Here is a 21901-nt window from a genome sequence, read left to right as displayed (position 1 = left end):
CATCATCCTTTCCATCAGACTCATGAATCTATTGGATGCGCCAGCGATACACCGCCTCCGCCTGATTCCCCGCCCCATGATACCTCAACTCGCTGCACAGCGAACGAATCAAGGCAATGCCCCGCCCACCATGACCACAATTGCCCTCCAGATTCGATTGCACCCGATTGAAATCAAACCCCGGGCCGCTGTCCTGCAACTGGATACGGATCGCCCCGCCAATCCGGCGTCCATCGGTCTCGTCAAGAATGGGTTCATGAATCAGACTCATCCGGATGAACCCCGATTCCATCGCCGCCAATCGCTCTTCGCGCTGATTGTAGTATTCAATAAACCCCGATGGGGTTTTCTTCATGTCGGTATCCAGACCCAAAAGACCGTGGTCCAGGGCGTTGGACAGCAGTTCCGCCAGAATGGTATACAACCGTTCCCTATGGCCCGTCGGCGCCTGGATCGACATCACCGCATTGATCACCGTCGGCAGGGGATCGACGTTTTTAAGCGTGCCGGCGTGAAACGAAAAGGAAATTTCCCATGGCGCGGGGGGAAGACTTTTTTCGGAACGCCTGGCCCCCCCCCCCGGTGGTTCCTCCCCTGCCCGGGAACAATCGATCTCCAACAAGCTGATGTCATCGGACTGTTCCGCATCGCCACGAAACGTTTTCAATGAATCCAGAATATTGTCAAAAATGGCGTCGGGCCGCGCCTGACCGTTGAAATGCGACATCAACCGGTCCAGGCCAAACATTTCACCATCGGCGTCGGGGGCCTCGATCAAGCCATCGGAATAGAGAAACACCCGATGATCCGGCTTCATCTCCATGATTTCCATCTTGCGATCCTCCCGGGTCAACGCCGCAACCCCCAGAGGAAGCCGGTTCGAACTCAAACGACGCACCACCCGCCCCGACTGATCAGCCACCAGAACGTCGGGCAATCCACCATTCCAGACCAACAGCGATTTCTGACGAAAATCGACCTCGATCAGGCAGGCGGCACAGAACATTCGCGTCGGCATCACCGCGATCAATTTGGCGTTCATCGCCTCGACCAGCTCGCTCAACGAAAATCCCTGCGCGGTCATCTCGTAGAAAATTTCCGCCAGTGGCATGGCCCCGACCGCCGCCGACAAACCATGTCCGGTAAAATCGCCCAACATGATGTAAAGCCCGCCCGCCGGATTGTAGGCCGCCACGAGCAGATCGCCGTTGAAGACCGACATCGGAGAGGTCCAACGCTTCAGACAGGGAGCGTCCAACAGGTTTCCCGCCGACACAATCTTGGAAAACAGATGCTGGCCAACTTCCATTTCCTGCTGCAACTGTTCCTGGTGCCGCTCCACCTTTTCCTTCTGTCGCCGCAATTCCCCATGCAGGCGCCGAATCCGCTCCATGGCCTCGATCTTGGCCTGGAGGATGGTCCGGTTGAACGGTTTGGTCAAAAAATCATCCCCCCCGGCGTCGATACACTGAACCAGGGAATCCTCGTCGGTCACCGCCGTCAGAAAAATGATGGGCACAAAACGGTTGGCCACCAGACTCTTGATCTCGCGCGCCGCTTCGTAACCATTCATCCGCGGCATGCGAATATCCATCAGCACCAGATCCGGGTGTTCCTTCCTGAAAAGCGCGACCCCCGTCACCCCGTCATGAGCGATCACCACGGCATGACCCTCACGGGCCAGGAGTCGGTTCAGGATGGTGCTGTTGATCCGGTCATCATCGACAATGAGTATTTTCATTTAAGCCAGCCAGAAACCGCCCCCAGGCGGTCAACTGATCTTAAAGAGACGCTGAAAGTTGGCCGTCTCAAGAATTTTTCTGATCTCCGGCTTGGCGTTGACGATCTCAATGTCCGATTCGTTGGTCCCCGCCTCTTCCCGCAGCAACAGGAGCATTCCCAACGCCGAAGAATCGATATACTCGGTCCCCGACAGGTCGATGACAAATTTGCGGCCCTTCTGTCCCTTGCTGGTATCTTCTTGATAGGCAGTCCGGAATTGGGAATGCATTTCAAAATTAAACCGCCCCTTGATGTTGATCACGGTTTCGTTTTCCGCCCGTTCGACGGCAATGGTTCCAGACATCGTTGACTCCAACTGATCAATGGTTTCGCCTCGGCGCGGCCACGACTCCAGACCAGCCAGAGCCACCGCGCCATCATTCCCACCCCGGCTTCATCCCGACATTCCCTGCACAATCAAGTCCCCCCGAGCCATGAATGTCTCTGGCCCCCTAGAACAATTCCACCTCCCCTTCATCCATGGAACTTTGTTGGACCGCCCCACGATCCACCGCATTGAAGTCGGCGACCTGACTGGCCAACACCTCTTCCAGACGCATCCGCCGTTCCACGTCGCTCAGACCTCCCGCAAACAGAATATCCGGATCCATCGTTCGGGAAAAGTTTTCCAGAATATTAAATTTCTTCTCCATGCTGTGGGATAACTGGGTCACCATGTCCTCGAACTGCATCGACATGACCGCCGTCCCCACCTGGGAACTGATCCGGTCGGCCAGGGCCGTCACCTTGTGGATGGTCTCTTCGGTAAAACGGTCGATTTCGCTGACCTCGGCCATCATCTCATCGACCCGACCTTTGGATTCGATGGCAAAACTCATATCCTTCGAAGCCATGACCTCGATGATCGACTTGGCCTGTTCGATATTTCTCTTGGATTTGCGGACCACCCCGTCGATACGGTCACTGAATTCATGGGAGTTGCGGGCCAGTTTGCGGACCTCCGAGGCAACCACCGAAAACGCCTCCCCCGCCTGTCCCGCCCGGGCCGCGACAATCCGGGCGTTGAGCGACAAGACATTGGTCTGTTCGGAAATACTGTTGATGTCGTGCAACAATTCGACGACCTCGTTCATCTGGGTCGAAAGTTCGTCGATGCGGTGGACCATCTCCATGCTTTGACGGCTGACCAGGATGATATGATCGACAAAGGTCCGCAAAATCTTGTCTGTTTCACTGACGAAGCCACGAATGTTGACCTTGTGATGCCCCTCCCCTGCCGGATCGTCCGCCCCCTGGCCCATGTCCATGGAGGTCGTCAGCGAAGTCACCAATTGCAGTTGATGATCGGAACTGTCGCGCAATCCATTGAAACTGTCGGTCAATTTGCCGATGGCATCCTGGACCAGATTGCGAACCTGCCCCATTTCCGAACGGATGCTTTCGACCTGTCGCCGAAATTCGGTGGCGACCTCCCCGGCAATAATCGTGGCGCCTTCTTCCATAAGTCTAACCAGCACCCGGTTGAGACTGTTCCCGGCGCCGGTTCCCCGGACCAGCCTTCATCGCTCGGGACAGGCCCATTCCGCATCCTCTCATACCAGCGTGACAACGCATCCCATCCCCCTCATCCGCATCCCAAGGAATCAATCCCTTTCACGGTCATCCCGACTGTCGCTCGTCGAACCCCAATACCGCCGCCACATCGAGAATGATCAGCAGATTGCGCTCGAACTCGACCACCCCATGGACAAAATCGGCGGAAATCCCCCTCATGTTGGCGGGAGGCGGCAGAATGTTGTCATCGACGATTTCCCGGACATCACCCAGTTGATCCACCGCCAGACCGACCGGATCCTCCCACGGGCATTTGCTCTCGGCCAGGGAGGGATTGATCTTGAGGACCTCGCTGTGGGTCTTCATGATCACGTTGTACTGTTTGATCGCAACCGCGGCGGTGTTCTCGCTGGTCTCGTTTCCCGACCATCCCAGTCGCTTTTTCAGATCGAAAAGGGTGATCACGCGGCCACGTATGTTCAACATGCCACGAATATACTCCTGCGACCCGGGAACCGGCGTACACTCCATCGACCGGTTGATCTCCCGCACCAGAACGATGTCGATTCCCAGGTACAGATCCCCCAAGGTAAACGTGCTGACAAGCATAAGCGTCTCTTTCTCACGGAACATGATGCCCATTGGGCAAGAACTCAAATCCCCGGGGATAATCCTTCACGCCCCCTTTTTTCCTTCGATCATCGATAGATACCCCGCAAAAGATCAGTCCCGCGCCTGCATCAAGGCCACCACCTTGAGCAACCTGTTCTTGTCGATGGCGGGAACGCAACTGACGAAGCCCGCCTTGAAACACCTCTGTTCCACCTCCGAAGAAATGGAAGAGGTCGTCGCGATCATGGGAATATCGGCGTGAATGGTCGAAGGAATTTCATGGGCCAGTTCAAACCCGTCCATCCCCGGCATGTTCAGGTCGGTCACCAGGAGGTCGAATTCACCATTCCTGAGTTTGTTCAGGGCGATATGCCCATCCTCCGCCTGATCCACCTCGAATCCGACCGATTGCAGATAATTGCTCGTCAAGGCCCGCAAAAACGGGGTGTCATCGACCACCAGTGCCCTGAGACCGCTCCGGTCCACCTGGGCCGGGACATGGGGCATCTCGATTCCCGCGAGGGCCAGGACCGTGTTGACATCGGGAAACAACACCACCCGGTCGTCGATCTGCGCCGAACCGAACAGACCATCGGCGCGAATGGCACGGCAATCAAGGTCGATATGGGTTTCGCGGGTGTCGATGATGCGGGAAAAGATCAACCCCGCCTGGATGTTGGGAATGTTGGGAACGACCATGCACAGATCGGCATCCCCCTCCTCCTCGGGATCGCCGCCGCTGTAGCCCATCCCTTCGAGTCCCATCACCTGATCGGGATACACCGCCCGGAAGGTACGACCGTCATAGCGAACATAGGGAAGGCCGCCGATGGTGTCGAGCAGCTTGGGCGAAATTTTCTCGACCCGACGCACCATGCTGTGGACGATCCCCATGATCAGCCCGGTGCCGGTCTCCAGAAGGATGATGTTCTGCCGTTCCCTCAGGGCGGCGCGGCGCTCCTCGTCCAGGTCCATCCGGGTCGCCCGTTCGACGTTGGAAAAATTGATCTTCGCCTGCTCCATCAATCCCGCATAGTCGATGATGAGCGAAACACTGCCATCGCCCAGGATCGTCGTCGCGGAAAAACAAAGATTGTCCTTGAAATAGGATGGCAACGGCTTGACGACGATCTCCTCGCTGTCGAGGACCTCGTCCACGACCATGCCGAATTCATTGCCGCCGACATTGAGCACCATGACGTAGGCGACCAGATTGTTGGGATCGCGGCGGTCGGAAAGGTCATCCCGCCGCTCCACCCCATCCTTGGGTCCCGCCGACAACGACAGGCTCGTCGAGCCACCGATCCGGGCGGCATCCCGGGCCTTGCGCGCCTGGGCACGGCGGTCGGAAAGACGGGCACGGCGATCGTTGACCCCCGAACCGGGCGGCCAGATGCGCGAAACCCCCAGTACCTCGGCCAGATCGACCAGGGGCAGCAGCATGTTGCGCAACCTGAGTACCGGGGCGTTGCCGACCGTCTCGATCTGATTGGCCCGGTCCGATTCGGCGATCCGGACAATCTCCACCAGTCCGATCTCGGGAATGGCGAAGCGTTGATTGCCCGACGAAACGATCATGGCGGGGATGATCGCGAGGGTCAGCGGCAGTTTGAGAATGATGGTCGTCCCCTTGCCAACCTTGGACTGGACCGTCACCGTTCCACCAAGCTTTTCGATGTTGGTGCGCACCACGTCCATGCCGACGCCGCGTCCCGAAACGTCGGAAACCTTCTTGGCCATGGACAGGCCGGGGGCGAAGATCAGATTGAGGGCATCCTCCTCGCTCATGGCGTCCGCCTGCCGTTCGGTGATCTGTCCCCGTTCCAGCGCCTTCTGCTTGACCTTCTCGGCGTCGATCCCCGCCCCGTCGTCGGCCAGGGAAATGTTGACCAGGCCGTTCTCGTGATAGGCGGCCAACTCCACCTGCCCCGCCTCCGGCTTGCCGATCTTGACCCGGTCCTGGGGCAGTTCTATGGCATGATCGGCGACGTTGCGGATCATGTGGGTCAGGGGATCGGACAGATGTTCGATCACCGACTTGTCCAGATCGACCTCGCCACCACGGATTTCCAGATCGATTTTCTTCTCCAGCTTGCGCGCCAGATCGCGGACGATCCGGGGAAATTTGTTGAAGACCACGCTCACCGGCTGCATCCGCGCCTGCATGACCTTTTCCTGGATGCGGCTGGTGATGGAGTCAAGATTTTGAATCAACGGTCCAAAATGGGGAAACTGGGTCTGCACCTCCACCGCGGCCCGGGTCAACTGGTTGCGGGCGAGCACCAGTTCTCCCGCCATGTTGATCAGTTCGTCAAGCAGCGACACACTGACCCGCAGAGTCTCCTCCACCGCCGGCGGACCGCCACTCCCCTTCGTCCCCGAGGTCCCACCCGCGTCCCGCCCCTTCCCGGCCACCGTGGCCAGACTTCCCGGTTCGGGACGGCGCAGGCGCGGTTTGAAACCGACATCCTCCTGCACCAACTCCGCGGCAATATCCTCCTCGACCGCGACCTCCTGCCGCCGGGAGGCCGACGGAGCCGTCCCCTTGGGCGGGGCGACCTTGCGCGCCAGTTCCGCCGGAATCTCCAGGCGTTTCACCCGGCTCCCCTCGGTCTGAAGCAGCGACACCAGAAGATCCTCTTCAAGCACGGTCGTGATCAAAAGATCAAGCGACACCCCGGCATAACGCTCCAGATCCTGTTCCCCCGCGATGGGCGGGTCGGTATCGACCACCTTGCCCACCGACGAGAGAAGCGCCTTGGTCTGGTTGAAACGGGTCCTCTTTTCCGGACCGCTCCCTTCCACATCCAGGTGAAACAGAAAAAACCTCCGGCCATGGATGATGGAATCGGAGACGACCTCCGCATAACGGCCAAGATCGAACCCCGCTCCGGATGGGGCAGTGGCGCTCATCGCGGGTCCCGCCGAGGCCGGGGCTGGCGCCTTGGGTGCGGAAGCAGGAACGGGCGCCTTGGGTTCCGGAACGGGTTTCACCACCTCGGCCATCTCGGGAGGCAAAGCCGCCTCGGCAACGACCGCGCCATCGGCCTCGGAAGCAGACGCCTCGGCATTCCCCCCCTCGTCAGGGGGAGGCGCCTCTTCGGAGGCCGCCTCTGGCGCCGGGGGGGCCGCAGCTGGCGTCACCGCCTCGCGGGGCGCGGCTCCGGCGCCACCTCCGTCACCGTCCAGAACCGCCTGGATAACCCGGATTTCCTCGCTCGCATCCACCGACCCGCTCGCCGAGACGTCCTCGATCATGGCCTTGAGCTTGTCCAGACCCGACAAAAGACTGTCGGTCACCGCGGGCGACGCCGACATGGTGCGTTCCCGGACCTTGCCCAGCAGATTTTCCATGATATGGCTGAGCTTGGTGATGTTGGTCAAACCGAAGAAACCCGCCGAGCCTTTGATGGAATGCACCCCCCGGAACAGGCGGTTGATGATCTCCGGTTCGGTGTCATCGCCGTTCTCCTCCAGCGTCAACAGATCGGGTTCGATGGTTTCAAGATGCTCGGAAGCCTCCTGAACGAACATACCCAACAGCTCATCATCTTCCTCGGACATAACGAAACCTTCATGCGCTCAGGGTGAAAGCGAAATTGTCTCAAGCAGTCATTTTTGACCATCGCGGTCTGTAAATCAAGACGGCTCATTGAAAAACATGACCCGCTCGCCACACTTCACCGATCATGTCGCAAACAGGTACGAAACTAAAGCGTGCCAAATCTGACTCGCGGTGAAAACATTTGCCGATTGCAATCGGCACGGGAATCGACTATACAATTGGGCTTCGGCATGGTCCATTTCCAATGCGGAAATGAACACGAACCCCGGCCCGAGGCAGGCCGGACGCGCGTCGATCGCCAGTCATTCATAACGAAAACAACAGACGCCCACAATGCCCTTACCGGCTCATGACCCCTTCGTCCGCCTTCGTTCGCGGATCGGGACGGTCCATGGCGGCGGGCGACAGGCAGGTGGGCCCCGACGAATCACAACGGGAGGAGGATCATGAAAAAATCGGTGGTTTCGGAGATCATGAACGAGCCCGTCGCCGACAACAATGACACGCACTTGTGGATGGCTGTCATGGATCGGGCGGTGCGCGATCTGATCGCCCTGGAGAAGTACCGTCAGGACCCCGCCGTCATGGAAGACCCGGTGTTCCGCTACGACTACCGCACCTTGAAAAAATGGTTCCATTCGCCATCGATGGAACCGGGATCCTTCAACTGGATCTGTTCCCTGGTCAACATCGACCCCAAATGGGCCCTGAATCGTCTGGAAGAACGTCTCAAGGTATGTCTCATCCCCGAATCCAGCAGAAAGGCCCGCCTGGATGCCGACACCAAGAAGGGAGACGTGTCCGCCGCGTTCGCCGCCTGAGGGCGCTGCATCCGCCCGGAGCCGACGAAGCTCTGGACAAGACCTTCCGGACCAACCATCCCGGATAGAGCCTCCAGAAGTCCTCGGGCAAAGGCGATTCCGCCTGACGCTGGGCGCAATGGCTTTTTCAGCCGCGTTCCTCGCGAACGGATTCCGGACCAGCCCGGTACGGCCAAGGGCGCGAACTTCGCGCCCTTGGCTTCTGGCGTCTCACGACCATCATTTTCAGGATCCCCAGTCCCATGTCGTTTCCCGATTCTCCCCCAAGCAAGGTCCCACCCGAATCCTGGCAGCGCGGAACCCGGTTTCTCGGGACCCGGCACGCCATCCTTGGTGGGGCCATGGCCTGGCTTTCGGAACACCATCTGGTTTCCGCCATTTCCGAGGCGGGAGGATTCGGCGTTCTGGCCTCGGGCAACATGCCTCCGGAAATGTTGCGCACGGAAATCCTGGCCACCCGGAGCATGACCGCCAACCCGTTCGGCGTCAATCTGATCACCCTCAACCCCCGGCTCCCCGAACTGGTTCAGGTGGTCATCGAACAAAAAATCAGTCACTGCGTCCTCGCCGGTGGTCTTCCCGATCAACCCACCATCGATACCCTGAAGCAGGCGGACATCAAGGTCATTCTGTTCGCCCCGTCACTGGCGCTCGCCAAACGTCTGATCAAGCGTGGCGCCGATGCCCTGATCATCGAGGGACACGAAGCGGGGGGGCATGTCGGACCGGTCACCACTTCGGTCCTGGTCCAGGAAATTCTTCCCCATCTCACCGATGTCCCGGTATTCGCCGCGGGCGGTATCGCCAACGGCACCATGGTCGCGGGCCTGGTCGCCATGGGAGCGGCGGGTTGTCAGTTGGGCACGCGATTCGTCGTCGCTCATGAATGCATTGCCCATGCCAACTTCAAAAACGCCTTTCTCCGCGCCCAGGCGCGTGATGCCCAGGTCACGGCCCAGTTCGATCCGGTATTGCCGGTCATCCCGGTACGCGCCCTGGTCAACAAGGGAACCCAATCCTTCAATGCCCTGCAATTGCAATTGATCCAGGAAATCAAGAACGGCGCCAAGGAACGCAAGACGGCCCAACTGGAACTGGAACACTTCTGGGTCGGAGCGCTGAAGCGGGCCGCCATCGACGGCGACGTGGAACACGGGTCGGTCATGGCGGGACAAAGCGTCGGCCTGGTGAATGCCACCCAGAGCGTTGCCGAAATCATCATGGAATTGACATCCCAATTGCATTGAACCCATGCCGGGCATGTCCATCCCGGCAATGGACGTCCCCCCGCCGCAATCCGCACCACCTTAAGGTTGGCGTCCATGGCCATCCTCCGGCATGTTTCGCCGGAGGGGATCCTTTTGCCCCCTGGTTTTGGCGCTTCGGGCAAAACCTGCCTGCCATTCGTGACACAATGGACCTTCCGTTTCCTTCCCCCCGAGGAAAAATGCCGTTGTCACCGTGATTCCTCTTTGGCATGGCAATTGAATTCCATTTTGGAGATTGATCCCGTTCCCCAGGTATTCCGATGAGACCGCCATGATCCCCTTGAGCATGCCCCTGCCGGACATCCAACGGCCCAAACCTGTCGAAACGACCGCCAACACACCATCCCAGACGGCCCCCGCCGAAGAGGATTTCAAGGAGGCCCTCGACCGGGCGGCAAATGAACAGGAATCGGAATCGGTCAAGAAACAACCGGAATCGGCCCCTGCCCGACCCGAAGCGGAAAAAACCGTCGAACGCCGCGATGCCGACCTCGAAAATCAGGAGGAACGCGCCGCGACCGATCCCCTGAACACCGGGTCCACCCGGAGAAAAGAGACGGTTGCGAAGGAAAGAAAAGACGATTCCGGGGAAACGGAGCAAACATCCGACGTCCACCCGAAGTCCGAGGAAGAGGAAATCGAGGAGGCTCTGGCCGCATGGCTCTCCGGACCGATGGATGGGTCCGACCCGCGGATGGCCCTTCCCCATGCCCCCGTGCCGCCGTCTTTCTCCCCGGGCGTCGATTCCTTGTCCGTCGTTCCCGGAACCACGGGGGGGGGCGAAGGGATGTCCGGTCTTTCCCGAGGCGCTTGGGTCGCCAATCATTTCAACCCGATCGAACAATTCCTTGGCGGAGCGAAACCGGGTCAAACGGCCCAGGGGCGGGGCGGACAGGAGATCCAGGGAATGATCCTGGAAGGGGGACTCAACAGCCAGAGAACCTCGGGAACCGGAACCGTGCTCCAGCATGCCACCCGGCCCTCCCTGAGCGCTCATTCGCCCACCTTTGGCGAGGACCTCGCGGAACAAATCGGTCGCATCCGGATGATCTCCCGTCCGGGAGGCGCCGAACAGGTGCGCATCAACCTGATGCCCCGCGAACTGGGATCCATGGATGTCCGCCTGTCGGTGGACGAGGAAAACAGGGTCCACCTGTTGATCACCACCGAAAGCGAAGCGGCACGGGAGCTGCTTAACAAACAGATGCCGCAATTGAAGGAGGCGTTTCTGCGCCAAAATCTTGGATTTGGCGACATCGCGGTTCAGGTGGATCAACGACAACGAGGTGACACCTCGGGACAGGGATTCGAATGGCGGGAAGGCCGTGGCGGATTCGTTCACGGCGAGGGAGAAGGGACCGGGGACCTTGGTCGATCCGAAGCCCCCCCCCGGCGTCCATGGTCCCCCGGACAAGGATTGTCGGTCTTTGCCTGACCAGGACGAAACGATCCCGATCCCAGGCGGGAAAAAGTTGCCCAGGGAAACTTCTACAGACGCAAAAGCGGAAAAAAATGGCGCCCGAGGGGAATGGAATTGGAGAATCAGTCTTGCATCAACGGTTTATCCGGGCATAAAAACAGGCACAAAACTTGAATAACGGATCGTAACACCGGTGCTCCAAACCCTTCCGGGGTGGACCAAGCCCTTCAAGGAGATCCGGTTCAAGGTCACGCATCAGGAGAAACAGACATGGTCGTCTCTGGCACCTATGGTTCCATCCCCACAACTCCAACCGATTCCACCAAGTACGCATCGACGACACAGGATGCGAGCAAGCTCCAGGCCGATTTCCTGAAGATGCTGACCGCGCAACTGGAACACCAGGATCCCCTGGAACCGATGGACAACACCGACATGACCGCGCAGATGGCGCAGTTTTCCGCCCTGAGCGAACAACAGCAGAGCAATAATCTATTGCGGCAACTCATCTCGATGCAGTCGGTGGACCAGGTCAATCAGGCGGTGGGCTACATGGGCAAGAGGGTGGTCACGGAAGGAAACCAGACCCTGGCCGCGGACGGTCAGGCGACGGTACGGTTTCTGATGCCCGAAAAGGGATCCGTCACCATCAATCTGTACGATGAATCGGGTCGTCTGGTGAAAAGCTTCGATCCTCGTCCCTATGAAGCGGGAGAACAAAGCGCCACCCTCTCCGACGCGAACCTTCCCTCGGGAGTGCTGACCTTTTCGGTCACGTTGAACGGCGCCGAGGAAGATACCGCCCTGACGACCTACGAAGAGGGAGAAGTCACCGGAGTCGTCAACAATCCCGACACCGGAGTCACACTGGAGGTCAACGGTCATGCCGTCAACCTGGCCGACGTGCGGCGGGTAGAACAACTGCCGGCGAAGGAAACGACCGCGACGGCAGGCTGAACGCCTGCGTCACAACGGGAACGGTTTGATCAGCGCATTGTTTCAGGAGAGCATTCATGTCCATCATTCAAGCCATGTTCGCAGGTTCCAGCGCCTTGACCAATTTTGGCGAGGCGATGACGGTAATCGGCAACAACCTGGCAAACGCCAACACCACCGCGTTCAAGTCGAGCAGTTCGTCATTCGAGGATGTATTGATTCAAACGGTGGGCAACCAGGGCAATGGCGCCTCGACCCAGATCGGGACCGGTGTCGGTTTGGCCGACGTGCGTCAGGACATGACCCAGGGATCCTTCTCCGCCACCTCCAATGTCACCGACCTTTCCATCGACGGCAAAGGTTTTTTCATGGTGAAGGACACCTCGCTCGCCGCCGAGGATGCCGTGGACGAAGCGGGTCGTCCGAAGGACACCTTCTACACCCGCGCCGGTGGATTCACCAAGGATTTGAATGGCGATCTGGTGACCTCCGGCGGCATGGTGTTGCAGGGATGGGAACTCGACGAAGATGGCAACCAGAGGGCCGGCGGTTTGACCGATCTGAACCTTGCCAAATTCGTCAATGTCAGTCCCACCGCCACGAGCCTCGTCAAGGTCGGCGCCAACCTTGACGCCAGCACCCAGGCCAAGGACATTACCGTCAAATACAATCCCGAGGACCCTTCGACCTATGATTTTTCGACCTCGGTCCGGGTCTTCGACACCAAGGGGACGGGGCACAATGTCGAGATTCATTTTCGCAAGCTGCCCCTGGCGATTCCGGCGACCATGACCGGCGGTGATTCCACCAGGAAAATGCGCTTCGACATCAACGATCCGACGGGCAAGGCCTTTGTCGAAGGACAGGAACTCAAGATTCCCGTCACCTTCACCTCGCTCAAGGACAATACCGAAATCCTCGGGGAATACGCCTACAAGGTCACCAAGGACGATGTCGGCAAGAAAACCATCAGCCGCAGCGTGGCCCTGTCGGAAATCAAGGCGAAAACCGACGGCAAGGCCCCCGCCCTCGCCGAAGGGGTGCGCTACAAACTCAAGGTCGATCCTCCGAGTTCAAGCACCGTCACCATTGCCAACGTCTCGGGAGACGATGGGGTGACCGAGATCAAGGGTGTGGATAACGACAATACCTGGGAATGGCACTCGGTGGTCCAGAACGATGAACTGGAATTGGGCCAGCGCAGCGCCTCGACCACGACCCTGACGGCGCTCGATCTGGACAAGAACAATGTCAAAACCGCCCCCGATGGCGCCACCTATACCTCGGGGCGTCTGATGTTCGACAATCAGGGACGGCTGGTACAGGAAGGATCAACCCCCTTGAAATTCCAGTTTCTCGGAGCCGAAACCCAGGAGATTCTCTTCGATTTCGGGGATGCCCTCGGCAAACAGGGGGATGCCACCAACGATTTTTCCAAAAAGACCCTTGAATTGACCTACTCCGACACCACCCTGGCATCCGATCTCGGCAATACCGGCTCCGACGGCTGCCTTCAGGTCACCAGTGGCTTCGCCACCCTGAGGCTGGAACAGAACGGCTTTCCTTCCGGGTATCTGGACAAACTGGCGGTCAACCAGAAGGGCGAGGTCATCGGCAACTTCACCAATGGTCAAAGCAAGAAACTCTATCAAGTCGCCCTGGTGGACTTCGACGACGAAACCGCCCTCGAACAGGTGGGATCCAACCTGTTCGCCGAGACGGTGGCATCGGGATTGCCCAAGATCGGCGAACCCACCAGCGGTCGGCTTGGGGAAATCCTCTCCTACTCGCTGGAGCAGTCGAACGTAGACATGTCCGCCGAGTTTGTCCGCATGATCACCACGCAAAGGGGATTCCAGGCCAACTCGCGCATCGTCACCGTCACCGACGGCATGCTGGAAGAACTCCTGGCCCTCAAACGTTGATGGATCAACGTAAAGCAACCCGGGATCGCCACGGCATGCCGCGACATCCCGGGCCTGATGGCGGGGAACATCGTCCCCATGGGTCGTTTTTTTTCGTTTTTTCGGGAAACGTTGTCCATGGAAGACGTTGTGGCATCGGTGATATGCTGTTAATGTAAAGCAGTAATTGGACTGTCATCGCAAAAGGTGAAACATGGCGGAAGATTCGGAAAAGGAAGAGTCGGGCGGCGGGGGTGGCGGAGGCCTGATCAAAATCATACTCCTGGTCGTAGGGCTCCTGGTGGGCGCGGGTGGAGGATTCTTCATCGGCAAGGGAATGGGGGAAAAAGCGGCCCAGGAGGCGCAACAACTGGAACCAGCCGCGGAAACCGTCAACAAGGACCCCAACTCCATGGTTGGGGAGATGTACAAACTGGAACCCTTCGTGGTCAACCTGAGCGAACCACGAGGCAACCGTTATCTCAAAGCCTCCATCGAACTGGAAATGGACACCGAGGCACTCAAGGCGGAACTCGAACGGCGCAAAGCGCAGTTGCGAGATACCGTCCTGCAACTCCTGACCTCCAAATCGTCCCAGGAATTGCAGGCGATGGAGGGGAAATTCCGTCTGCGCGACGAACTGCTCAGCCGTATCAATGCGATGCTGGTCAACGGCACGGTGACACGGGTCTATTTCACCGAATTCGTCATCCAATAATCAAGGCCACATGACTCAAATTCTTTCCTCCGAAGAAATCGACGCTTTGATGCAGGGGTTGGAAGAAGGATCCATCGACCTGGAGACGGTCGATGGCGATCTTCCGGCAGGGGCCGAAGAAAAAAAGGTGACCCCCTTCTTTTTCGGTCAGAAAACCTCCATCCGCGTCGGGGCGATGCCAGGACTCGACCTGATCAACGAACACTTGGCCTCGCAACTTTCCTTCAAGTTGAGCCAGAAAGTGGGGCGTGAGGTTCATGTTCAGCCCAAGACCACCACCAACCAGGTGTTCGGTCGCTTTCTCCACGGGCTCGACCCGCCAATCTTCATCAGCATCCTCCGCGTGGAACCGACCCAGGCAATGAGTCTGATTTCCATCGACGGCGATGTCATGTACCACATCCTCGAAGGTTTTTTCGGTGGCAGCGGCGACTCGGAACGTCCATACCGCAATTTTTCCCCCTTCGAAATGAAGGTCATCGACCGGATCATGGACGTGACCCGGGAACAGATCGAGCTTTCCTGGAAAAAACTGGATAATTCCTTCAAACTTGTCCTGACACGCTGGGAAAATCAGCCCCAGTTCGCGGCGGTCATGCCCTTGGACGAAACGGTCTTTCTCATTTCCTTCGCGGTGGAGGTCGGAGATGCGGAAGGGAGTCTCACGGTTTGTTATCCATCGGTCATTCTCGAACTTTTCAAACAGCAGCTCAAGGTTGGATTTCAGCAGAAGGATCAGGTGGAAGGCTCATCCGCCTGGATCGATTCCCTGGTCCATCAACTGGGAATGGTCGCATTGCGCGTATCGCCGGTCATCTCCAACGAAACCATGTCGGTTCAGGACATGCTTGACCTCAAAAAAGGCGATGTCATCACCTTGAGTCACGATCTTGCCAAGGAAATCACCGTCGAGGTCGAAGGAAAAGTCAAGTTCATGGCCCAGGCGGGCATTGTCCATGGAAAAAAAGCGGTCCGAATCACCCAGATCGTCCCCGAAGACAAATAGACGACGATCGGGTCACGAATCGTGATTGTGGCGGGGACCCCCCGCCGTGGAACGAACAAATCATCATCAAAGGATCGGGAGAATTCCGGAATGGATGACAACGAGGCCGGCAACCTTGATTTCGACATGGCCCCCATCGCCGGGATGGATACCATGTCGGTCACTCATGGGGTTCCAAAAAATCTGGAACTCCTCATGGACGTACCGCTCAACGTTTCGGTGCGTCTGGGAGGGGTGAAGATGCAGATTCGCGATCTGCTGAAACTCAACAAGGGGGCATTGATCGAACTGGAGAAGGAAGCGGACGATCCACTTGAAATCCACGTCAACGACCGCCTCCTGGCCTATGGCGAGGTGGTCATGATCAAGGACAAACTGGGCATCCGCATCACCGACATTGTTTCGTTGAACGAAAGGTTGGAGAATCTGCGCGGATGATCTTGAAAAATGTCCTGGCGGCACGGGTTGTTCTGGCCGTTTTCACCTGGATGATGCCGTTTTCCCTTTGTCGGGCCGAGGAATTCGACCCGACGATGGATCTTTGGGCCAAAGGGGTCGAGGTTGCGGGTTATCTGTTCATTTTTGTCGTCCTGGCGGCGTTGGCGGTCCATCTGACGCGGCGCTATCAACCTTCGTGGGGCGCTCCGGGACCCATTCATGTCGTCGATGGTCGCAATCTGGGACCGGGAATGGGAATCCGGCTGGTTCGCATCGGTGCCCGCGCCTGGCTTTTGGGGGTGACACGAGAACGGATCAGCCTGTTGGCGGAACTCGACGCCGCGGATCTTCCTCGTGGAAAGACCAGGGAAGTCCCCGTGGTTCCTCCCCTTCCCGAGACTCCGGAGTCGGACTCGTGAACCGCCGGGTCAAGGGCTTCTTTCTTCTTGCGTTGGCCGTGGCGGGACTGACGTGGGGGGCATGGATCGTTGGCGCCGAGGCGGCCAACATCAAACTTCCCGGCGTCACCTTTCATACCGGTCAGGCGACGGGAGAGGCGGATCCGGAACAGGTCGGGATCGGTCTGCAAATCCTGGCCTTTCTGACGTTGTTTTCGCTGGCGCCGGGCCTGCTGGTGATGGTGACCTCTTTTACCCGGGTCATCGTCGTCATGTCCTTTACCCGTCAGGCCCTGGGTCTGCAAGGGCAACCACCGAACCAGGTACTCATCGCCCTGTCCCTTTTCGTCACCATGTTCGTCATGGGTCCGGTGTTCGATCGGGTCTATGACAATGCTTTGCGACCGTATCTTGACAAACAGATCAAGGAGGAAACGGCCTGGAAGCGGGCAGTCGAACCAGTACGGGCCTTCATGCTGCGGCAAACCCGGGAAAAAAATTTGGCGTTGTTCGTTCGCCTTTCGGGAGAAAAAAAACCGCAAACAGTCGATGAAATACCTCTGCGCCTGGTGATCCCCGCCTTCATTCTGTCGGAACTGACCACTGCCTTTCAGATCGGGTTTCTGATTTATCTTCCCTTTCTGATCGTTGACATGGTGGTGGCGAGCGTCATCATGTCGATGGGGATGATGATGTTGCCACCGCTGGTCATCTCGATGCCGGTCAAGTTGATTCTGTTCGTACTCGTGGATGGATGGACGCTCGTGGTCGGATCCCTGGTGCAGTCGTTCAAATAGGGGAACGATTCAGGTCCCCCCGGATCCAGGATGATTGACATGAACGAACCATCCCCTGAAGAATCACTCCGCCTTCGCCATCTGCGCACGACAATTCTTGAACACAACGACCGCTATCATCGACAGGATGATCCCATCATCTCCGATCATGAATACGATCGGCTGTTTCAAGAATTGCTGCAACTGGAAGGGCGTTTTCCCCATCTTGACGACCCCGACTCCCCCACCCATCGCGTCGGGGCACGGCCTCTGGAACAATTCCCCAGTGTATCTCATGGACTGCCGATGCGCTCCCTGTCCAACCGGTTTTCCCCGGCGGATGTCCACGATTTTCACCGCCAGGTGCTGGAAGGATTGGGCATCGACCAATCAATCGAATACCATGCCGAACCAAAACTGGATGGAGTGGCCATCAATCTGACCTATGTCGCTGGCGTTCTGACAACTGCTGCCACCCGCGGCGATGGTATGGTGGGAGAGGATGTCACCTTGCAAATGCGCACGGTACCGGCCCTCCCCTTGAAGCTGTCGGGAAACACCCATCCCCAAAGGATTGAAATTCGTGGCGAGGTTTTCATTCCCCTCAAGTTGTTTGCCAAAATGAATGCGCGCATGCAACGGCAGGGAGAAAAGATTTTTGTCAACCCGCGCAACGCCGCAGCGGGAGCGATTCGCCAGCTTGATCCCCGGATCACGGCCCGTCGCCCCCTCACTTTTTTTTGCCATGGCCTGGGAAAGGTGGAAGGATGGGAGGTACCCGCCACCCAGGAAAAGGTTCTGCGGCAACTGGCGGCCTGGGGATTGCCGGTCTGCGCTGAAAGTGAAGTGGTCCAGGGAAGCGAAGGGTGTCTGAATTATTTTGCGCGGATGGCGTCCCGCCGTCACGAACTTCCGTATGAAATCGATGGCGTGGTCTACAAGGTCAACCGCCTGGACTGGCAGGAACGGTTGGGCTTTCGCCACCGCGACCCCCGATGGGCAACGGCCCACAAATTTCCCGCCGAAGAGGTGGCGACGGTGGTCACCGCCATTGACATCCAGGTCGGTCGCACCGGAGCCCTGACCCCGGTCGCCCGCCTTAATCCAGTCCAGGTCGGCGGGGTCGAAGTGACCAATGCCACCCTGCATAATTTTGACGAGATGGCCCGCAAGGATGTCCGGCCTGGAGATACGGTGCTGATTCGCCGCGCCGGCGATGTCATCCCCGAGGTGGTCCGCCGGGTGGTCCCCTCATCGTCGCCCACTCCGCGCCATCCAGGAGTCTCCTGTCCCCCGGCATGTCCCGTTTGCGGCAGCGCCGTCGTCAGGGAGGTCCATGAAACGGTCGTCCGTTGCAGCGGCGGACTTTCCTGTGCCGCGCAACGCCGCGAGTCGATCAAACATTTTGCCAGTCGCCGGGCCATGGATATCGAGGGGCTGGGAGACAAGATGTGTGCGTTGTTGCTGGATACCGGCTTGATCACTACGGCTGCCGATCTGTACCACCTTCATCGACATCGTGACCGGCTGACGGAGCTGGAACGACTGGGAGAAAAATCGGTAGCCAATCTTCTCGCGGCCATTGATCGCAGCCGCGGGCGTGATCTGGAACGATTTCTTTTTGCCTTGGGAATCCGGGATGTCGGCGAGCGAACCGCCGCCTTGCTGGCGCGTCATTTCGGAACCCTGGATGGATTGATGACCGCTGCCCCCGAGGATCTTCAAGGAGTTGCCGATGTCGGACCGGTCGTGGCGCAACATGTCTCCTCTTTCTTCGCATCACCCCGACAGCGTGAAATGGTCGATCGACTCCTCGACATCCCCGAAACCCACTGGAGCACCATCGCCCCCGATGCCATTCGTCCCTCGGAGCGGCAACCCCTGGCAGGCCGCACCGTCGTCCTTACCGGAACCCTGGAATCGATGTCCCGCCAGGAAGCCAGGATCCGGCTTGAAACCCTGGGGGCCAAGGTTTCAGGATCCATTTCCCGGAAAACCCATTTTCTGATCGCCGGCAAGGACCCCGGATCCAAGGTGCAAAAAGCAAAGGAACTGGAAGTGGCCATCCTGGACGAGACGGAATTGTTGAATTTGTTGGCGGAAAAACAACCTTCCAGCCCCCCTGACCGCGCAAGCGATCCTCCGGGCCTTCCTGGATCACGTCAGGATCCAAAGGTGGATCATGGCCAGACAACCGCGATCCAGGCCCTCCCCCACGGGAATCTCATTGAAAATAGGGAAAATAGTTGAGAACGTAGTCGAGTTTGGAGCGGCGGATCCCGATTTTCCTGGCGGGATTGCCCGCCACGATGGCCATGGGTTCCACATTGCGGGTCACCACCGAGTTCGTCGCCACCACCGCCCCCCGACCAATGGTCACCCCGGGAAGAACCGTCACCCGCGCGGCGATCCACACATGATCTTCGATGACGACATCGCCCCCCCGAACCCCATGATGATCGTCATCCGGCTCGTGTTGCAACGTAAACAACGCACACTCCCGGGCAATATCGACACAATCACCGATGATGATGGCCCCCCCCCGCCCATCCAACACCACCCGGTTTCCGATCACCGAATTGCGGCCAATACGAATCTTATTCCTGTCCAACCCCGAATAGAGAAATTCGACTCCGGAAAGAATGTTGCTTCCCTCCCCCTGGATCAGATAGAGCCGATGCACCCAGCGCCGCACAATGGCGAAAGGCAATCGGTTAAACAACTTGTTGTAGAGGAAAAGACGCAGCCCCAACAGAAAATAGGCCCCTTCCCTGAACCACCGTCCCCTCCAGGGGGAAGGGTTTCTCTTTTTTTCCCGGCACAGCCCCAACGTGCCAAGAACCTTCCAATAGACGAAACCTCCTACATAACCGGCATAGAGACGTAATAAATGAATCCAGGCGTTCAGGGACTGGCCGTGGCGCAGAACCCAATAAATCTGGGTCGGCAGATGAAACCATGATTTTCTGTCGGCAAACGAACGGAAAAACAGGTCGAAACGGTTGCGATGGGGAAGACCGGAACTGGAGGTATCGTTCCAGATGACCAGGCCAGGTTCGACCCGAATGCGACACCCTGCCTTTCCCGCCCGAAGACAAAAATCGGCATCGCCCGCATATTGGGGAAAGCGGCGTTCATCCCAATATCCAATCCGTTCCACCACCCGCCGATGCACCACCGTTCCCATTCCCCCCACCCAATCGACCTCGATCGGTTGCGCGAAGTCCGTCCCATCCTTCTGCCCGCTGCCCAACAAGCGGCTCCGGGCGGTATGCGAATCAAACCGGCAGCCCATGGAAAAAATAACGTCGGGCGGTTCCAGGAACATCAACTTGGAGCCGATCAGGCACCAGGGATCCGGACACACCAGCAGATCGAACAAACGTTGGAAATAGTCCTCGTGACAGAGGATGTCATTGTTCCAAAGAAGAAGCCAATCAACCCGCAACCGCTCCAAGGCATACCGCGCCCCCAGATTGATCGAGCCACTCCACCACAGAGAACCATCGCCATGCAAAAGATGCACCTGCGGATACCACAGCCGAATCCAATCGGCACTGCCATCGCTGGAACCATCATCGATGACCACCACCACCACCCGTCGCTCAAAATCCCCGCCCTGGAACAACCGCTCCGCCAACCCGGCCAGAGTCTTTTGCGTAAAGGCAAGTCCATTGTGAATCGGGATCAGGAGCGCCACCCGAGACCCGCCCGGTGCTTCCCCGACAGGATCAATGCCATTGCCGTCCGATACGGACAGTGCCCGTTGGCAATATTGATCGACGCTCATTTTTTCAACCGTAGATAACACATCCAAGTATACGAAGCTGCCTCATCGAAAAACACCTGTTGCCAGGGAGCCTGAACCGAATCCAGAAGAGGTTCCGGAGTTCCAAGAGCAGGATCATCCCAATCCCCCCCCCAGCGGGTGGTTCTCTTTTTAAAGACGGGTGGCATCTCCTGGTAGACGTCAAGATTTTCCATCAAGTACCGGGCGTCACGGGAATTGGGAGGGATGGGAGAATGCGTCGGCGACACCATTTCCCGAATCCGGGAAAGGCCCTGGCCTACCCATCCCTTGAACCCTTTGGGGCGGCCAAAGTTTCTTTGGAACCCCGAACGGGCCAACACCTGTTTCAAGCTGTAACAATCGCCCTGACCCGGCGGATAATTGTCTTCGAACACCAGATGAAGAAAACCAAACCAACGCGCGGTTTTCACCCGTTCACAGGCATTCTGATGATCATCGAAAAAAAGGAGGGTGTCGGAACGGGGAAGCGCGGTCCAGTCGATTTCGGAAAAATCCCGATCATGATAGACCGCCCTGGGAGAACGATAACGGATTCGTTCCAGATTGATGTCGATACAATGAAGTTCGGCCTCGGGACAAGCCTGTTCGAAAAACCATGTCCCAAGGCCATGCCAAACACCACTTTCAACGATGACTCGCGGCTTCAACCTTCTCAGGATGAACCAGATGGCGAACATGTGCGGCGCGCCCATCCCCCCCTTGTTCTCCCGAAGAGGACGATCGCGGTACACGACGGAGAATTCCTCCAGGGAGTCCACCAGCTCGTCCCTGGTCCAGGGAACCACGCCCAGGGAGGTCATGAAAGCCCCCCCAAACATTCCCCTTCATATTCACTCGATGTATCCCCTGTCATGAACCGTTCGCCATCCGCGGCCCTCCATCTCGACACCATCCGTCAAATACAGACCATCCATCCCGAGTCTCCAGGATT

Annotated in this window: 18 protein-coding genes; 11 read left to right on the top strand and 7 right to left on the bottom strand. The window is 58.1% G+C overall.

Annotation, left to right across the window (positions count from 1 at the left end; all coding sequences use genetic code 11):
- Positions 1 to 28 precede the first annotated feature (28 nt).
- The 5 genes from HQL76_13935 to HQL76_13915 form a co-directional block, all read right to left on the bottom strand.
- Positions 29 to 1741 (bottom strand): fused response regulator/phosphatase, encoded by a 1713-nt coding sequence (locus tag HQL76_13935; GenBank protein MBF0110265.1) that lies wholly within the window; start codon positions 1739 to 1741, stop codon positions 29 to 31.
- 30 nt (positions 1742 to 1771) lie between these two features.
- The gene (locus HQL76_13930; GenBank protein ID MBF0110264.1) at positions 1772 to 2086 is read right to left on the bottom strand and encodes an STAS domain-containing protein; all 315 of its coding nucleotides are present in this window, start codon (positions 2084 to 2086) and stop codon (positions 1772 to 1774) included.
- Positions 2087 to 2234: 148 nt separating this feature from the next.
- Positions 2235 to 3260 (bottom strand): methyl-accepting chemotaxis protein, encoded by a 1026-nt coding sequence (locus HQL76_13925; GenBank protein MBF0110263.1) that lies wholly within the window; start codon positions 3258 to 3260, stop codon positions 2235 to 2237.
- A gap of 142 nt (positions 3261 to 3402) precedes the next feature.
- Complete coding sequence (locus tag HQL76_13920; GenBank protein MBF0110262.1) at positions 3403 to 3906, bottom strand: chemotaxis protein CheW; 504 nt, start codon at positions 3904 to 3906, stop codon at positions 3403 to 3405.
- Between the two features lie 114 nt (positions 3907 to 4020).
- The gene (locus HQL76_13915; protein MBF0110261.1) at positions 4021 to 7473 is read right to left on the bottom strand and encodes a response regulator; all 3453 of its coding nucleotides are present in this window, start codon (positions 7471 to 7473) and stop codon (positions 4021 to 4023) included.
- A 447-nt stretch (positions 7474 to 7920) separates the two neighbouring features.
- On the opposite strand from HQL76_13915, the gene HQL76_13910 reads away from it, so the two are divergent.
- The 11 genes from HQL76_13910 (at position 7921) to ligA (ending at position 19409) form a co-directional block, all read left to right on the top strand.
- Positions 7921 to 8295, top strand: a complete 375-nt coding sequence (locus HQL76_13910) for a hypothetical protein (GenBank protein MBF0110260.1) — start codon at positions 7921 to 7923, stop codon at positions 8293 to 8295.
- Between the two features lie 242 nt (positions 8296 to 8537).
- Entirely contained in the window at positions 8538 to 9542 is a 1005-nt protein-coding gene (locus HQL76_13905; protein MBF0110259.1) for a nitronate monooxygenase, read from the top strand.
- 292 nt (positions 9543 to 9834) lie between these two features.
- The gene (locus HQL76_13900) at positions 9835 to 10998 is read left to right on the top strand and encodes a flagellar hook-length control protein FliK (protein MBF0110258.1); all 1164 of its coding nucleotides are present in this window, start codon (positions 9835 to 9837) and stop codon (positions 10996 to 10998) included.
- A 255-nt stretch (positions 10999 to 11253) separates the two neighbouring features.
- A complete protein-coding gene (locus HQL76_13895) occupies positions 11254 to 11940 on the top strand; it encodes a hypothetical protein (GenBank protein ID MBF0110257.1) in 687 nt (228 codons plus the stop codon).
- A 56-nt stretch (positions 11941 to 11996) separates the two neighbouring features.
- Positions 11997 to 13844, top strand: a complete 1848-nt coding sequence (locus HQL76_13890; protein MBF0110256.1) for a flagellar hook-basal body complex protein — start codon at positions 11997 to 11999, stop codon at positions 13842 to 13844.
- Positions 13845 to 14037: 193 nt separating this feature from the next.
- The gene (locus HQL76_13885; protein ID MBF0110255.1) at positions 14038 to 14541 is read left to right on the top strand and encodes a flagellar basal body-associated FliL family protein; all 504 of its coding nucleotides are present in this window, start codon (positions 14038 to 14040) and stop codon (positions 14539 to 14541) included.
- Between the two features lie 10 nt (positions 14542 to 14551).
- On the top strand, positions 14552 to 15547 hold the full coding sequence (gene fliM / locus HQL76_13880) for a flagellar motor switch protein FliM (GenBank protein MBF0110254.1): 996 nt from the start codon (positions 14552 to 14554) through the stop codon (positions 15545 to 15547).
- A 90-nt stretch (positions 15548 to 15637) separates the two neighbouring features.
- Positions 15638 to 15985: a flagellar motor switch protein FliN gene (gene fliN, locus HQL76_13875; protein ID MBF0110253.1), complete on the top strand. Its 348-nt coding sequence runs from the start codon at positions 15638 to 15640 to the stop codon at positions 15983 to 15985.
- A complete protein-coding gene (locus tag HQL76_13870) occupies positions 15982 to 16404 on the top strand; it encodes a flagellar biosynthetic protein FliO (protein ID MBF0110252.1) in 423 nt (140 codons plus the stop codon). Before fliN ends, HQL76_13870 begins: the two co-directional genes overlap by 4 nt.
- Positions 16401 to 17180 carry a flagellar type III secretion system pore protein FliP gene (fliP, locus tag HQL76_13865; protein MBF0110251.1) on the top strand — a complete coding sequence of 260 codons (780 nt, stop codon included), beginning with the start codon at positions 16401 to 16403 and terminating at the stop codon, positions 17178 to 17180. Before HQL76_13870 ends, fliP begins: the two co-directional genes overlap by 4 nt.
- Before the next feature lie 39 nt (positions 17181 to 17219).
- Positions 17220 to 19409, top strand: coding sequence for an NAD-dependent DNA ligase LigA (gene ligA / locus HQL76_13860; protein ID MBF0110250.1), 2190 nt, complete (start codon positions 17220 to 17222; stop codon positions 19407 to 19409).
- On the opposite strand, the gene HQL76_13855 is transcribed toward ligA, so the two are convergent.
- Together HQL76_13855 and HQL76_13850 are read right to left on the bottom strand one after the other, a co-directional pair.
- Positions 19384 to 20949 (bottom strand): glycosyltransferase, encoded by a 1566-nt coding sequence (locus HQL76_13855; protein ID MBF0110249.1) that lies wholly within the window; start codon positions 20947 to 20949, stop codon positions 19384 to 19386. The two genes, ligA and HQL76_13855, sit on opposite strands and share 26 nt — an antisense overlap.
- Positions 20946 to 21770 (bottom strand): hypothetical protein, encoded by an 825-nt coding sequence (locus HQL76_13850; protein ID MBF0110248.1) that lies wholly within the window; start codon positions 21768 to 21770, stop codon positions 20946 to 20948. The genes HQL76_13855 and HQL76_13850 overlap by 4 nt, the downstream gene beginning before the upstream one ends.
- Positions 21771 to 21901 lie beyond the last annotated feature (131 nt).

The organism is Magnetococcales bacterium (assembly GCA_015228815.1).
Classification (GTDB): Bacteria; Pseudomonadota; Magnetococcia; order Magnetococcales; family UBA8363; genus UBA8363.
The sequence above is the reverse complement of the archived record's forward strand: the minus strand, read 5'-3'. Positions and strand labels throughout refer to the sequence as shown.

Bases quoted from the DNA above. Each gene is read 5' to 3' on its own strand.
- HQL76_13935 (MBF0110265.1), bottom strand. From the start codon at position 1,741: ATGAAAATACTCATTGTCGATGATGACCGGATCAACAGCACCATCCTG.
- HQL76_13930 (MBF0110264.1), bottom strand. From the start codon at position 2,086: ATGTCTGGAACCATTGCCGTCGAACGGGCGGAAAACGAAACCGTGATC.
- HQL76_13920 (MBF0110262.1), bottom strand. From the start codon at position 3,906: ATGCTTGTCAGCACGTTTACCTTGGGGGATCTGTACCTGGGAATCGAC.
- HQL76_13915 (MBF0110261.1), bottom strand. From the start codon at position 7,473: ATGTCCGAGGAAGATGATGAGCTGTTGGGTATGTTCGTTCAGGAGGCT.
- HQL76_13910 (MBF0110260.1), top strand. From the start codon at position 7,921: ATGAAAAAATCGGTGGTTTCGGAGATCATGAACGAGCCCGTCGCCGAC.
- HQL76_13905 (MBF0110259.1), top strand. From the start codon at position 8,538: ATGTCGTTTCCCGATTCTCCCCCAAGCAAGGTCCCACCCGAATCCTGG.
- HQL76_13900 (MBF0110258.1), top strand. From the start codon at position 9,835: ATGATCCCCTTGAGCATGCCCCTGCCGGACATCCAACGGCCCAAACCT.
- HQL76_13895 (MBF0110257.1), top strand. From the start codon at position 11,254: ATGGTCGTCTCTGGCACCTATGGTTCCATCCCCACAACTCCAACCGAT.
- HQL76_13890 (MBF0110256.1), top strand. From the start codon at position 11,997: ATGTCCATCATTCAAGCCATGTTCGCAGGTTCCAGCGCCTTGACCAAT.
- HQL76_13885 (MBF0110255.1), top strand. From the start codon at position 14,038: ATGGCGGAAGATTCGGAAAAGGAAGAGTCGGGCGGCGGGGGTGGCGGA.
- fliM (MBF0110254.1), top strand. From the start codon at position 14,552: ATGACTCAAATTCTTTCCTCCGAAGAAATCGACGCTTTGATGCAGGGG.
- fliN (MBF0110253.1), top strand. From the start codon at position 15,638: ATGGATGACAACGAGGCCGGCAACCTTGATTTCGACATGGCCCCCATC.
- HQL76_13870 (MBF0110252.1), top strand. From the start codon at position 15,982: ATGATCTTGAAAAATGTCCTGGCGGCACGGGTTGTTCTGGCCGTTTTC.
- ligA (MBF0110250.1), top strand. From the start codon at position 17,220: ATGAACGAACCATCCCCTGAAGAATCACTCCGCCTTCGCCATCTGCGC.
- HQL76_13855 (MBF0110249.1), bottom strand. From the start codon at position 20,949: ATGAGCGTCGATCAATATTGCCAACGGGCACTGTCCGTATCGGACGGC.
- HQL76_13850 (MBF0110248.1), bottom strand. From the start codon at position 21,770: ATGACCTCCCTGGGCGTGGTTCCCTGGACCAGGGACGAGCTGGTGGAC.